The sequence below is a fragment of the Nostoc sp. DedQUE05 genome, assembly GCF_034530955.1.
Lineage (GTDB): Bacteria > Cyanobacteriota > Cyanobacteriia > Cyanobacteriales > Nostocaceae > Nostoc.
In genome coordinates this window covers 1-13162 of record NZ_JAVRCB010000085.1, presented here as the reverse complement: position 1 = coordinate 13162, position 13162 = coordinate 1, and the positions used below count along the sequence as shown (strand labels likewise).

The 13162-nt window shown below is 42.4% G+C and carries 11 protein-coding genes; 5 read left to right on the top strand and 6 right to left on the bottom strand.

Going from position 1 to position 13162, the window contains the following annotated elements; translation table 11 throughout:
- Window positions 1–266 (top strand): hypothetical protein (locus tag RMZ42_RS34250; protein WP_322675620.1); only part of this gene is annotated, 266 nt, incomplete at its 5' end.
- 118 nt (window positions 267–384) lie between these two features.
- Here RMZ42_RS34250 and RMZ42_RS34245 read toward each other — a convergent pair.
- Genes RMZ42_RS34245 through RMZ42_RS34230 form a run of 4 tightly spaced genes read right to left on the bottom strand, consistent with a single transcriptional unit; the run spans window position 385 to window position 5978 of the window.
- A complete protein-coding gene (locus RMZ42_RS34245; RefSeq protein ID WP_322675619.1) occupies window positions 385–2928 on the bottom strand; it encodes a hypothetical protein in 2544 nt (847 codons plus the stop codon).
- Window positions 2904–3902: a MoxR family ATPase gene (locus tag RMZ42_RS34240; protein WP_322675618.1), complete on the bottom strand. Its 999-nt coding sequence runs from the start codon at window positions 3900–3902 to the stop codon at window positions 2904–2906. Before RMZ42_RS34240 ends, RMZ42_RS34245 begins: the two co-directional genes overlap by 25 nt.
- Entirely contained in the window at window positions 3899–4978 is a 1080-nt protein-coding gene (locus RMZ42_RS34235; RefSeq protein WP_322675617.1) for a hypothetical protein, read from the bottom strand. The genes RMZ42_RS34240 and RMZ42_RS34235 overlap by 4 nt, the downstream gene beginning before the upstream one ends.
- Before the next feature lie 19 nt (window positions 4979–4997).
- Complete coding sequence (locus RMZ42_RS34230) at window positions 4998–5978, bottom strand: caspase family protein (RefSeq protein WP_322675616.1); 981 nt, start codon at window positions 5976–5978, stop codon at window positions 4998–5000.
- Between the two features lie 599 nt (window positions 5979–6577).
- Here RMZ42_RS34230 and RMZ42_RS34225 point away from each other — a divergent pair.
- Window positions 6578–6802: a hypothetical protein gene (locus tag RMZ42_RS34225; protein WP_322675615.1), complete on the top strand. Its 225-nt coding sequence runs from the start codon at window positions 6578–6580 to the stop codon at window positions 6800–6802.
- Between the two features lie 122 nt (window positions 6803–6924).
- Window positions 6925–7239: a putative toxin-antitoxin system toxin component, PIN family gene (locus tag RMZ42_RS34220; RefSeq protein WP_322675614.1), complete on the top strand. Its 315-nt coding sequence runs from the start codon at window positions 6925–6927 to the stop codon at window positions 7237–7239.
- Window positions 7240–7473: 234 nt separating this feature from the next.
- Here the strand turns inward: RMZ42_RS34220 and RMZ42_RS34215 are convergent, their stop codons facing one another.
- Window positions 7474–9357, bottom strand: coding sequence for a DUF1565 domain-containing protein (locus RMZ42_RS34215; protein ID WP_322675613.1), 1884 nt, complete (start codon window positions 9355–9357; stop codon window positions 7474–7476).
- Between the two features lie 1287 nt (window positions 9358–10644).
- Here RMZ42_RS34215 and RMZ42_RS34210 point away from each other — a divergent pair.
- Window positions 10645–11700, top strand: a complete 1056-nt coding sequence (locus tag RMZ42_RS34210) for a thiamine phosphate synthase (RefSeq protein WP_322675612.1) — start codon at window positions 10645–10647, stop codon at window positions 11698–11700.
- A gap of 96 nt (window positions 11701–11796) precedes the next feature.
- Window positions 11797–12009 (top strand): sulfur carrier protein ThiS, encoded by a 213-nt coding sequence (gene thiS, locus RMZ42_RS34205; protein WP_094349580.1) that lies wholly within the window; start codon window positions 11797–11799, stop codon window positions 12007–12009.
- Here thiS and blaOXA read toward each other — a convergent pair.
- Entirely contained in the window at window positions 12006–12860 is an 855-nt protein-coding gene (gene blaOXA, locus RMZ42_RS34200; protein ID WP_322675611.1) for a class D beta-lactamase, read from the bottom strand. The two genes, thiS and blaOXA, sit on opposite strands and share 4 nt — an antisense overlap.
- Between the last annotated feature and the right edge of the window lie 302 nt (window positions 12861–13162).

Genomic DNA, 13162 nt, shown 5'->3' with positions numbered 1-13162 from the left:
TTCAAAGTCGTTTTGAGGTACTTCAAAGTCGTTTTGAGGTACTTCAAAGTCGTTTCGAGGTACCTGAAAGTCGTTTTGAGGTACTTCAAAGTCGTTTCGAGGTACCTGAAAGTCGTTTTGAGGTACTTAAAAGTCGTGTTGAGGTATTAGATGATGAGTTTTTTTGCCTTAACCCGATTTACGGCGAAGGCGATCGCGCACAAAAGTATCATAAATATAATTCAATTATAGGAGTCCTATTTAATTGCGTGAAAAAAACTCAATAGACTAAGGTGTCACCTTCTCTAACATTGCCCCTTGTAAGCGAGGTAATCTGGCAATAGACTACTCTTAATCAGCAGGTAAAATAGCAACATAGCCCTCGATTCTCCTCCTTTACTACTTTCATGGCTCTCTGTGAATGTTTGCCTTTGGTTCTAATTTTTTATCGGTTGTGGTAGGTTGTCGCAGCAGCCAAAGCAATGCAGCGCCTGTACTAGCGCCGGAGGGAAGCCCGAAAATAGTTCCTAGGGTAGCTCCAGCAATAGAAATTACTACGGCTTCGTCCAGATTTTTTACCACTTCGTTGAGAACCGGTGAGGCAAAATATAAAGATAGCCAGCCAATGGAATCACTCAAGATGTGCGACAACGTCCACCAGCCATACCAAGATACACGTCGGTGCAATATTTGACGCAAGATATGGGATTGAATGACTCCGATTATTGCTCCGACGACGGCTCCGACGACGGCTCCAACGACGGCACCCTCGGCGGAGTTGGAGCCGGAGGCGACGAGGGCAACGCCGACACTAAAACTCGTCAGTACCCAGCTAACTAATATCGATCTGCTGATCTTGGGCACATACTGTTGCAGTATATATAGCTGTATACCTGCCGTCAAAACCGCACTTGAGGGAAATAATACCAGAATCAAGACTGTATTTGTATTATTATCTACTTTGAATAAAAAGACTACGAACAAGCTTACGACCCAAGCTAAAACTGAACTGAAGGTAGTTCCCAGTACCCATCGAAGCCAAAGCCGCCATCCTATCCCCTGGGGATGAAGCAAATCATATAACGCTTCCGGCAAACGAATCGCTAGCCGCTTCTGCTCGCTACCAGCCATGAAGTCCAGAAAAATGTAATCGCGCAACAGACTATCCTCTGATGCTTTCTTAGCCAACAAACGCAGAAGCGGTTGGGCTAACTTTGAGAGGACATTAGCGTTCTTCCTAGCAATTTCCAATTGCATACCGCCAACATCACCTTGAACAGCAGTAATTAACAACGCTTCAATCGCTGAACGTATATCCTTTTCCTGTGGACGAGGAATCTCAGAAATCAGTCGTTTCCTTAGCCAGTCAGGCATATAACCTTGCCGAAACCACGGTAAGCGAGCCAGATCATTAAGTTGACAAGCTTGGAGGAGGGTACGACCATTTTCGCTTTTGAGTGTATTGCCCAGGTATAATGTGAGATTCCAATGCAGTTCTGGAAATACAGCGCAAGCACTCAGCCAGTCGTAACCAGCCTTGCCCAAATATTGGCGGAGTGATTTCAACACCTCATCGATCACTAATGAATCCGGTGGATCTCGTTGAATCCAGCGGCGCGATCGCACTCTCAACTCTTCCGGGAAAGGTACCCTTATATTTTCTGAAGGTTCATAGAGCGATTTTCCCGATTGAATGCTACGTATCAAGTTCATTAACCCTTCAGGTGTAGCGGGTTGAATAATAAACTGCTGCGATAATTCCAGTTCTTGATATCCCCAGTTTTCTGAAGGTTTTGGCGTTAACACAGCGCGATCGCTCCAACTGGAAAACAACTCGCTCCAACGTTCGAGTTCACCAGTACGTGAACTAAACAATCCCTGAGCGTCTGAGAAAATAATCAAGCGATACTCACTATATTTTGCGGCAATCTCATTGAGCGTGCAGGGAGGTTCTTTTCCTGTCATCGGAAAGCAGACGCGAGGATCGCTATCAAAGTAGTAGCCTGTGATGAAAACCTCATTCAGCTTCAGCCTGTCGATCATTTCCTCAACAAATCTTGCCTGATGATCGCCGTAATTTGCGCGATCAATTAGCACCAAGTATTCAGGGAAAACTTGACGATAGCTATATACTGGCGTGAACCAACCCCCTCGCTGCACACTTTTTTCTAGCGTCTCATTAATATTGAGTTCGGCAGATGGAACTCGGATGCGTCGCCTCAAATCTTGAGCGATGCGTAAAAACAAGAGCTTGGGAAACAATTCCTCATCTAAGCCAGGAATAGACACTTGCTCAAGTTGCGGCTGTTGATTAGTCGCATGGCGCACGAGAAATTGACGCGCCCGCCAAAACCACCAAATTCCCCAGGCGAAGAAAGTAACAAAGACGATAAGCAGTAACACTGCCAGGATAAATTGCCAATTCAGCAGTAACACTCTCAAGACAAATCGCCAATTCACAAGAGAGTTTGGAGGTTGAATGTTTGGGTTTTGAGGTTTAGTCGGAAATCTGGGCTGAAATGAAACTAAACTTAGAGTAAGCCAGGCTATAACAGTCAGGAACGGAATTACCACCAGCGACCAGCGTTGCCATTTTCCCCACTGTTTTTTAATGTTGTACAACTCCTGCTGTAGTTCCTCTGCCTTGGTGTCTATTTGTCCAGTCTGGCTGACAATAAAACCCATGCGTTGCAGCCATTGGTCAAATCGTTGATAGAAATCTTCCTGCTCAGTTGGCGAATGGCAAAGCAATGGACTTAGAAGACTTTTGAATCTCTGGGGTCGGTCGAGATTATCTCCTTGGGCAATCAGGGCAAGTATAAGGTCTTGGACGATAATATACTGTGATACGCCGATTTTATAGCCTGCATCGCGCAACTCATCAATGAACTCGATTAGAACTTCTGGAGTTAGCCAGCTTGGGTTTACTTCTTGCGGTTTTCTATCCATTGCTTGACTATCCTCTTAGCTTTGTCTTGATCCTCTGCTGTTTTGATCAAGTTGCTGAGTGTTTGCAGCACTAGTTCAGGTTGAGTAAGTGGGTTTTCTTGACGATTTGATATTTCTCGCAGTGCGATCATCCAACCCAGGAGTTCAGCAGTTGCAGGTTTTTTGCGTAAGCCACTTGAAGTTGCTCTTAGCTCGAAAAACAAATCCAGAGCGGTGTCGAGAAACTCACTACTACCCGCAGAGTATAAACCTAATCGGTTAGCAACAATTTCAGCTAGGCGATCGCGAGCTGGAAACGGAACATTATAGTAGACACAGCGCCTTAAAAATGCGTCCGGTAAGTCTTTTTCAGAATTACTGGTGATGATAATAATCGGCTGTAGTTCGGGATTAGCTGCGATTTTGACATTGCGTAGTTCTGGTACCCGAAAATATAACTGCTCCAATTCGTTAAGGATGTCATTGGGGAAATCACGGGGTGCTTTATCTACTTCATCAATAAGAACAATAGAGCGTCTTTTGCCAGGATGGACAAAATCTTGCGGGAGAAATTCTACAACTTCAGACTTTTCTCTAGTCAGCAAAATGGCCGTGCCCAAAGCACGATATGTCAAATAATTAAGAGGGCTTCTGTTTGTTATACCGCCCTGAGCATCTTGAAATTGCTTCAAGCTGTCATAGTTGTAAAATAGTTCACGGGCTGTAGTTGTAGATTTGGTTTCAAACTTGAGTGGGTCTTCAAAACCAAGTTCCCAAGCTACACTATAGGCAAACTGAGTCTTCCCAGTACCAGGTTCTCCAGTCAATAAGAGAGGTTGTCCCAGAAGCAAAGCAACATTACAAGCATCAACCAATCCAGCATCTGCAATGTAGTTTTCTGGTTTCATCATTTGTGAACGCTGTGATACCGGCAAAGTTGCTGGTACATCACTTCGCTGCCTTTTGCCATCACCAGTATAAAAGGGGAACTTCATCTGCGTTCCTCCTCAGCAATCGAGGAATTTTGTAAAATCTGTGTCAACTTTCTAGCTAAATGTTCCATAGGAATAGTGTTAGAGGACTTTTCTTTCTCCCATTGCTCAAAAATATCTCTAATTTTACTCATCAAATCTTCGATTTTCTCCTCACCCCAAAAATGTTTTGTATCTTTGTCGCGTGCCCAATCCTCTGTTTGTCTTCTAGTTATACCATCCAGTTCTGGTAAAACTGTGCCTAGAAGTCTGCCAAATTGAGAAAAGTCAGACAATGATAATTGCTCGATAAATTTATAAATAATTCTGTTTTTGAATTTTAAACAAAATCTTTTGATACTCAATTCTTTTTTCACCTGATATTTAATAAATAATAATATAAGGAGATAATTACCAGGAGGAATATCTGGCCAATGTTGCCAGAATTTGATAAAACTTTCGATAACTTTGGAACCATGCTGTTGCCAATCTCCGGTAAAAAAGTGGGTATGGATTATCACTGGACCGGGATGTCCAGCTAAAAAATTGTTGATTTCCTCCTTTGATACAAAGCCATGATTAAGTAATCTTTCAGCAAGTTTATTTTCAAGCTGATTGTGAAGATCGTCAATTTTTGGCAGTCTTGAAGGGCAACTGAGAAGATAGTCAGTAACGGCAATTTTATCAGTATCTAAGTAAATGAGCTTAGGTAGCGAAACTTGTTTGAGACGCTCTAGAAACATGTCATGACTTTGAAAATCGTCGCCATGAATAATGCAGACAAGAGGTCGATGGGGTTGTTGATTCAGTCTTCTTAATGCTTGAGCTAAATGATATTCTTGTTCACTACGATCGCAAAGATAAGGTAATAGCGGAGGAATAGGACGACTTTCTCTGATTTCTTGAAAGCGTTTCTTAAGTGGAACTAAACATTCTTGAAGTTCATTCAACCTTGTTTGCTGAAACTCTTCATTCTTTATTAAATCGAGTGGAATACTTGTAAATTCAACATACTTAGATTTTTGTTCTTGAATAAGACACAAATTATATTCAGTTTCGGTAATCTGTTTCTGAATAGATTTGATTTGTTCCTGAGTCATTACTTCAGTATAATAATATTTAAGGTTTTATCCCTAGTTTGTGTTCCATCTCTGCAATCTTAGTTTCAGTCAAGCGTCGATTATTTTCTAGTTGTAGTGGAATAGCAGTAAAATCAATATACTCACTCATCCGCTCGTCGATCAGTTGTAAGTTTTTACGATAATTGGTCAACATCCGCTTCCAGGTAGCGACTTGAGCAGTATCCAACCCTGGTGTAATGAATGGAATATTATATGTCCAATTTGGTAATGGATGCGGTCTTTTTTCACCGACAGCATACCAGGCTAAAGCAAAGTTATCTTCTAAATTGCTAATTTTAATAATGGGATGTTGTTTATCTTTTGTGCGTTCTGGAACCTTGCGTCCTACCCACATTGCTAGATCCAAAATGCGGGCGTAGCCGTCTTGTTCAAAAGCTCCGTAGCCAGCCATCGCCTCTAACAATGCTGCTGTAAAAACACTGTATGGTTGTCCAGTCCAAGAAACTTCATCTTTGCGTGACGAAGCCAGTATAACTCGACCACTGCTGCTGCCCAATTGCGCGATCGCAGACGGTGGTAAAGGTGATTTGATTGCTCCCTTTGCTTCAGCTTGTCCACCAGCATGGCAACAATCAAGGATTACCAGTAATTTTTGTGCTTGAATAGCTTGCAAGTGTTGGGTGAATGTTGACCCAAGAATCGCCGTACCCTGCAAATTTCCCAGATTGTATCCGTAAGGCATTAAATAATAATCTGGTGTTTCCATTCCGTGACCGGAAAAGTAAACGATGACTGTATCATCTTTTCCAGTCACATCAGCTAGCCAACTTAAAGCAGATAAGATATTTCTAGCATTTGCTTCTTGGCCAGTTAGCAAACGTACTTGCTCAACAGGATAGGCACAACGAGATGAATCGCGTAGCAGATTCGCAATGGCAGTAGCATCATCAATTGTAACAGGCAAGTCAGCACCTACTCCGACAATAACAGCGTACCCTTGTTTGAAGGTTTGGATCATATTTATATTTTTTCGGAAAAAATACTTAACCTTTGATCTTCTGATACAGCATCAGCATACTGTTTTCCGAAAAATTGCAAAAGGTGTCGCTAATTAACGCTTGCAACTTCTGATTGCCAAAAGGTCAATCAAACTATACTATTGCCAACAAATAACCGAAAGCTGATAAAACGAGAAAAATCTGGCATACTGACGGTAACGCTACCCCTTGTTCCATCGAGTTCCGTCATTTGTCTGCCCTGGATATCTTAGCCGATCGCCAATCACCGAAAGTTAGTAAAACGGAAAAAACTGAGCCTGCTGTATCCAGACGCAAGTCGCCAAATCAGCGCAGATATAAGGGTGTGCGATCGCTCCTTTGATGAAACCGCGATTGTCTCCTCCACATTAGAAAAGCGATCGCTCCCTTAAGGCAATTGATTTCATTTTGACCCGCGATCGCCAATGACAATAAAAAAAGGAATAAAAACGATCTGACCTTCATATTCACCAAACTTACTGCAACGAACGAATAAATATAAGTTGTCAATTCTCCTTGGGACTGATAGCGATCGCACAAACGCACTAAAATTTAAGAAACCATCATGATGGGTACTGACATGGTATCGATCCCAATTACTTTGGAACAACTCATTACGGCGGTACAACAGTTACAGCCAGACGAACGAGCAAAAGTCGCTAGAGCCTTGATTCAAATAGATTTACGTTCAGACTTGACGGCTTTAATTCAAGAACTTTATGCCGAACACCCCGTGAATGAGATTACAGACGACGAAATCAGGGCTGAAATTAAAGCTGTGCGTCAGCAATCTCAGCAGGTCTGATGTTGCAAGTGGTCATCGACACCAACATTTGGATTCGTATTTTGCTGAAAGGGCGAGTTACATTGCCGATTTTGGCAGCATTTAATGAGGATAAATTCCAGTTGGTAATGAGTTAACCCCTCATGGAAGAACTCCATCTTGTTTGGAATCGCCCCCGTTTAAGAGAGCGGATTGACTCTAATCAGGCGATTCGCCTAGAACAACAGTTGCAGTACCGCGCCTTATGGGTTGAGTTGAAAACTGTTCCGCCTAATTGTCGAGATCCCAAAGATTTCCCTGTGTTGGCTACAGCGATTGATGGCAAAGCGGGGATTATCGTATCTGGGGATGATGACTTGCGGGCTGATGATGATTTAAGAGTAGTAATGGCAAGCTATAGCATTCAGTTACTGGGTGTTCATTCTTTCCTAAAATATCTAGATGAAAGTGATGGATAAAGGATGCTTTCCCCGATCGCTCCCTAAAACAAGAACGCGATCGCTAATTCAACTTATGCCTAAGCGCGATCGCCCCCTTGACTAAAAAAGCGATGCCTCCCCACAGTAGGAAAGCGATCGCTTTTCTAATGTGGATCAATATTCATTTTGAGGTGCTTTTCTCGCTAATTCCATATCTTCCCCATTCCCAATGCCCCATTCCCAATGCCCTATTCTCAATGCCCTATTCCCTACTCAATTCAACGGCTCCATAATGGCTCTTAAACCTTTATTAGAGAGTGTTTTGAGCATTTCTTTAGCGTTATATTCACTGCTAAATACTCCTGCTTGCATAACTCTTTGACCATCCCAAACTGTGAGAAACGCACCAGGAGCAAGCGATCGCACTAAATCTCGATCCCGATCGGTTGCTAGTGGCACTACTACGCGATAACGTACACCAAATTGTGTTGCAGAGTTACCACCATAGGGAATACTTGCAGAACTTGTTTGCAGATTGCGAGTATTAACAATGGGGATATTGGGATTGGGAAGTGGTAAAAGTTCTGAAGCACCAGGAGCAGCAGTTTCTAGTATTGGTAATGGCTGTTGTGTTTGATTCCTCATACTTGAAACTGGTGGCTGTGCAACTGAATTGGATGGGGACTCAGGGGCAGTAAACTCAATGGTATTAGGATCGATCCGCACGTAATTTAGCTGTGGTGTATCAGGTGGCTGTGCGTTAATTGGTATTTGTCTACCTGACAAGCTGCTAGGAGTAGGAAATCCGGCGACTCTAGAAGTCGGTGGTTGTTTGGATATAGGCAAGGAAGGCGGTACATTATTGGCTGGCATTAATGGCAGCAGTTGACTGTTTAATTGCCCAGAAACAGGATTATTTGCTGAAATGCTATTGCTGGTTTGCCCATTAGTAGTTTCAGAGGTTTCGGGAGCCGAGAAGGTGATTTCTCCAGTTGGTGGTATTTGTCGTAATACGTTGTTGGCAGCGGGTTGAGAAGTTTGGGCTGCTACTGCTGTTGTTCCGTTAATATCTACCTTGCCAGTGATGCGATCGCTTACAAGGTTGTTACCAGCAGCAGAAATCACCTGTTTAGCGGCGCTGGCGTTAATGTCGTGGCGGCCATTATTTTGAAATGTATTACCCCCAGGTTCGGATGCACTACCCAAATCTGGCATTGCTTGAGCGATCGCAACTAAACCATCTTCTTTATTATCTTGAATAGAATTATTCCGCAAAATCGGGCGGGCATTTGCTTGTACGATAATTCCCGATCTATTGTTTTGAATTTGATTACCTATGACTATAGGAGCAGCATTTTGAGCAATATTAATCCCAAAACCTGTTTGCTGAAAGACATTTTCCTTCACTTGCGGACTAGAGTTACCAGCAATTGTGATGCCATTGGCTCCATTGCGATCGAAGTAATTCTTACTAATGGTAGGTGCGGCATTACCACTGACGGAAATTCCATCTTGAGTACTGCCAGTAAAAGTATTTTCTGCGACTACCGGATTGCTAGATTCAATCCATAAACCGTAACCACGAGGATTAGAGTTCGTCACTGTTACCCCTGTGAGCAAGGCTTGGTTTGCCCCGACAATTGTGACGTTTTGGCCGCCAAAGCTCCGACTCAGGTAATCACCGCCTCCCTGAATGATAATCTCCTTACCTTGATTGCTGGGGTTGCCTTGAATTGAAATACCCGGTTTCAATATTAAGGGAAATTCCTCTCCTGTCTCGGCGCTATAAGTGCCAGTAGAGAGCATAATTACAGTATTGGCGTTAGCTAATCGCAATGCATGGGTAATAGTTTTTACAGGAGCGGATTCGCTGCCATTGCTTGCCTTGTCATCTCCAACACCAGGATTGACAAATAGCACATTAGCTTGAGAAGGTGTTTTCTGATTCAGAGGCGCTGAATTTGGTGTCGATGGAATCTGAGCGATCGCACTATCCAGGCTGATACCCAGAAACGCTATACTTGCCGCCCCCATCCCGACAATAAAAGATAATACTGAAAAACTAAAAAATAAAAGCCTTGCTGATTTCAGAAACTTCAGTTTTGCAAACAAAACATCTACTCTACGGTACTCAGTAAACATACGAGGAAGAATCATATTTAACACCACTCCTTATAAGTAATCATAAATTCTTATACTCCCTAGAGAGTATTATGTCGATAATATTACTCATATATTGACCGAGTGGCGATATTTAATACATAGTAATAAATGATATTAGACATCTCCAGAAATTAATTGTGCGTTGCCCAAAATAATTTGTGGGCAAAATTCATGAATTGTGCCTATATCATTTATCTATATATAAAACTCATATTTGATTTTTGAAAAAAACTCAGTACAGCTTTATTCCTTCTTCCCAGTCCCCATTACCCCTTATCCCCAGAGGGGGCCCCACAGTCCCCAGTCCCCAGTCCCTAGTCCCTACGATTAATTCAGAAATCAAATCAGATTGCTATAGATATAAAAGTGAAATTAAATATGTGTTATCCAAAATCCTTGTAGAGACGTAACATCATGTTACCCACCCCACAAGAATTAATTGGATATTTTTTTATTTGGAAGTCCTTAAGAAGCTACGGTGTACACACATCTCTAAAAATCTTACTCACCCAATATTTATGTTCAAGTGAAAGTCCTATACTGAGCAAATATCCCGCCCGGAACTTTAGTTCCGGGCTGATAGCTAAAGTCCTCTTTTAGAGGACTAAACTAAATGTCTTGTTTAGTCCTCTAAAAGAAGCCTTTGGTTATGAGACTCGGAATTTATTCCGAGGCCGGATAGATACACCGTTATAAGACTCGGAATTTATTCGGAGGCGGGATAGATACACTGTACCGACACTTGTGTGTACACCGTAGCCTTAAAAAGAGGGGAAAAGAAACTCTAAAAGCCCCCCAATTTATCGGGGGGTTGGGGGGATCTCCAAGACTCAGGTGCTTTAAGAAAGGTTTGAAAACACGCCCTAGTCTCTACATAGTTTCCACTAATATAAAACTCTTATTTTATTTTTGAACAAAACTCAGTATACCTTTATTCCTTATTCCCAGTCCCCAGTCCCTTACTTCTACGAGTGATTCAGGAATCAAATCGGATTGCTACATATCTATTGTAGATTTTCTGGTGTATTCCCTTTTGCTAGTCTTTTGTAAGCTCGTTGTCTATCGTAAAACACTTGACTAAGCTCAGTGCGAAACTGTAGCCTCAAACTACCCTTATCACTGTCTATAGGAACATGGGATAATTTACCGTAACCCTCACTACTACGTTATTTTGCGTAGATTCCGCAAAAATTAGTAAAAAAAAGCAATCTTATTTAACTTATGGTTACTAGGACTTATGATAATTCACACTTCGATGAAAGCACTAATGGGGTTGTTGTAATGGTCGAGCCATACAGCCAAAAAGAGCAAACACAGCAAGTTGTTTACCGCATTTTAGATGCCAATTTAGACCGTGCTCGTGAGGGTTTGCGAATTATCGAGGAATGGTGCCGATTTGGTTTGAACAATGCCCAGTTGGCTCTGGAATGCAAACGGCTGCGACAAGAGGTAGCCAAGTGGCATACTCCAGAATTACGGGCGGCGCGAGATACACCAGGCGATCCTGGAACGGAGTTAACTCATCCTCAAGAAGAACAACGAGCTAGTATAAAATCGGTCTTGCAAGCTAACTTTTGTCGGATAGAAGAAGCATTACGGGTGTTGGAAGAATACAGCAAGCTTTACCAACCAAGTATGGCTAAAGCTTGTAAGCAGATGCGCTATCAGGTTTATACCCTAGAAAGTAGTTTAATGGGTCATCAGCGCCATCAATTGTTGTGGCGATCGCGTTTGTATCTTGTGACTTCCCCTAGTGAAAATTTGTTGAACACTGTCGAAGCTGCACTCAAAGGCGGATTAACACTTTTACAATACCGCGACAAAACCGCCGATGATTATTTACGTCTGGAACAAGCGAGAAAATTACGGCGGTTATGCCACATCTACGGTGCTTTGTTTATTGTTAACGATCGCGTGGATGTAGCTTTAGCTGTCGATGCCGATGGGGTGCATCTGGGACAACAAGATATGCCTATTGCTGTTGCTCGGCAATTACTCGGTTCGCAACGTCTGATCGGTCTTTCTACCACAAATAAGGAAGAAATGCAAGCAGCAATTGCTGAAAATGTAGATTACATTGGCGTGGGGCCAGTTTATGAAACTCCCACGAAAGTAGGTAAGGCAGCAACAGGGCTAGAATATGTCAGCTATGCAGCCAAAAATTGCTCAATTCCCTGGTTTGCGATTGGGGGAATAGATGCCAATAATATCAACGATGCGATCGATGCTGGAGCCGAACGTGTAGCAGTGGTGCGATCGCTCATGCAAGCCGAACAGCCTACCCTAGTAACGCAATATTTGCTCTCCCAACTAAATCGCATTAAGCCAGAACTTTAAAAGAGTCATTTGTCATTTGTCATTTGCCCAAAGTGAGTAACCAATACCCAATTTCCAATGCCCAATGCCCAATTCCCAATGCCCCACACACATATTATGTCTAATGAGATTACGATTCAGGTGAATGGGGAAACCCATAGCTGCTCATTTCAAACTTCTTTACCCGACTTACTCCAACAGTTGGGTTTTAACCCCCGATTGGTAGCTGTGGAGTATAACGGCGAAATTTTACACCGACAATTTTGGCCGCAAACAAAAGTGCAACCAGGCGATCGCTTAGAAGTGGTAACTATTGTTGGTGGTGGTTAGTTAATTTGAGCCAGCAAGCCCAAATCTTTAAGGCTACGTCGTGTAATCTCGATGCGGGCGGGTGCATCTTCCGATTTTTGCATATCAAGGGTTGTGGCGAAAAAGTAGACGTTTTTGTTTTGCTCTAAATAACCCACAAACCAACCAACATTTGGTTTAGTACTCGTTAACCATCCTGTCTTTCCTCGCAGTGTGTAGTCTGGAGTTTGTTCGCGTACCATAATGTCTTTGACAAGATTTATTGTCCGTTGCGAGAAAGGCAAATCGCCTTGATATAACCGTTGCAAAAACTTAATTTGCTGTTTGGGTGTAATTTGCAATAGCTGCGGTTGTAACCAAAAACGATCGATGTCTGCGACAGTGCCAATCTGACGGTTTCCGTAGCCTACTTTATTAATAAATTGCTGCATCCGTTCATATCCAGCCCTACGTGCCAATACTTGATAGAACCAAACAGTTGAATCCTTAAAGGCTTGACGCAAATTTGTATCATGATTCCAGGCATCAATGTCTCGGTGAATTCCATCCCAAGTGAGAACTGCCACATCATCAGGAACTACACCTGTTTCTAATGCCACCAGCGCGTTAAAAATTTTGAAGGTTGAAGCTGGAGCGATCGCAGTTGCATTACGTTGAGGATTGTGTTCGTAGGTGCGGTTGTTTTTTGAGTCGTAAATCAAGATAGAGCCTTCACGCTCAAATTCTTGAAAGTGTCGCCCGAAATTTGGCGCTTTCACAGCAGGACGTTCAGATGAAGTTGAAGCAGGTTGAGCCACAACATACATTGCCCCAAAGGTAATCACACTAACTACAGCAAGACATCCAATGACTGTAAACACGAAAGATTGCATTCGGTGCTTTGTGTAACGCCGAAGGAATTGCTCTATGTTAAACCAGATATTCTTCATTGCACATTTAATCGCATCACAAGCGAGATTTTACAATGAAATCTTGCTCTTTTGCGAAGCAATTTGTTAAAGGTTATGCAGAAACATGACTTATAGTAAATTGCCCTTTTTGATATTTTTTGAATTTGATAATTCAATCGGGGTCAGTTAATAAAATCATTTTACAAAATTGCATTTTTTCCATCTGCTTTATGGCGTTGCATAATAGAGGGATGAATTGAGGTCATCTACTGTGCAATGTCCAT

What these genes read in the sequence shown, in the direction of transcription:
- RMZ42_RS34225 (WP_322675615.1), top strand. Translation starts at nt 6,578, where the DNA reads ATGGTATCGATCCCAATTACTTTGGAACAACTCATTACGGCGGTACAA.
- RMZ42_RS34230 (WP_322675616.1), bottom strand. Translation starts at nt 5,978, where the DNA reads ATGATCCAAACCTTCAAACAAGGGTACGCTGTTATTGTCGGAGTAGGT.
- RMZ42_RS34215 (WP_322675613.1), bottom strand. Translation starts at nt 9,357, where the DNA reads ATGATTCTTCCTCGTATGTTTACTGAGTACCGTAGAGTAGATGTTTTG.
- RMZ42_RS34210 (WP_322675612.1), top strand. Translation starts at nt 10,645, where the DNA reads ATGGTCGAGCCATACAGCCAAAAAGAGCAAACACAGCAAGTTGTTTAC.
- thiS (WP_094349580.1), top strand. Translation starts at nt 11,797, where the DNA reads ATGTCTAATGAGATTACGATTCAGGTGAATGGGGAAACCCATAGCTGC.
- RMZ42_RS34240 (WP_322675618.1), bottom strand. Translation starts at nt 3,902, where the DNA reads ATGAAGTTCCCCTTTTATACTGGTGATGGCAAAAGGCAGCGAAGTGAT.
- RMZ42_RS34220 (WP_322675614.1), top strand. Translation starts at nt 6,925, where the DNA reads ATGGAAGAACTCCATCTTGTTTGGAATCGCCCCCGTTTAAGAGAGCGG.
- RMZ42_RS34235 (WP_322675617.1), bottom strand. Translation starts at nt 4,978, where the DNA reads ATGACTCAGGAACAAATCAAATCTATTCAGAAACAGATTACCGAAACT.
- blaOXA (WP_322675611.1), bottom strand. Translation starts at nt 12,860, where the DNA reads ATGCAATCTTTCGTGTTTACAGTCATTGGATGTCTTGCTGTAGTTAGT.
- RMZ42_RS34245 (WP_322675619.1), bottom strand. Translation starts at nt 2,928, where the DNA reads ATGGATAGAAAACCGCAAGAAGTAAACCCAAGCTGGCTAACTCCAGAA.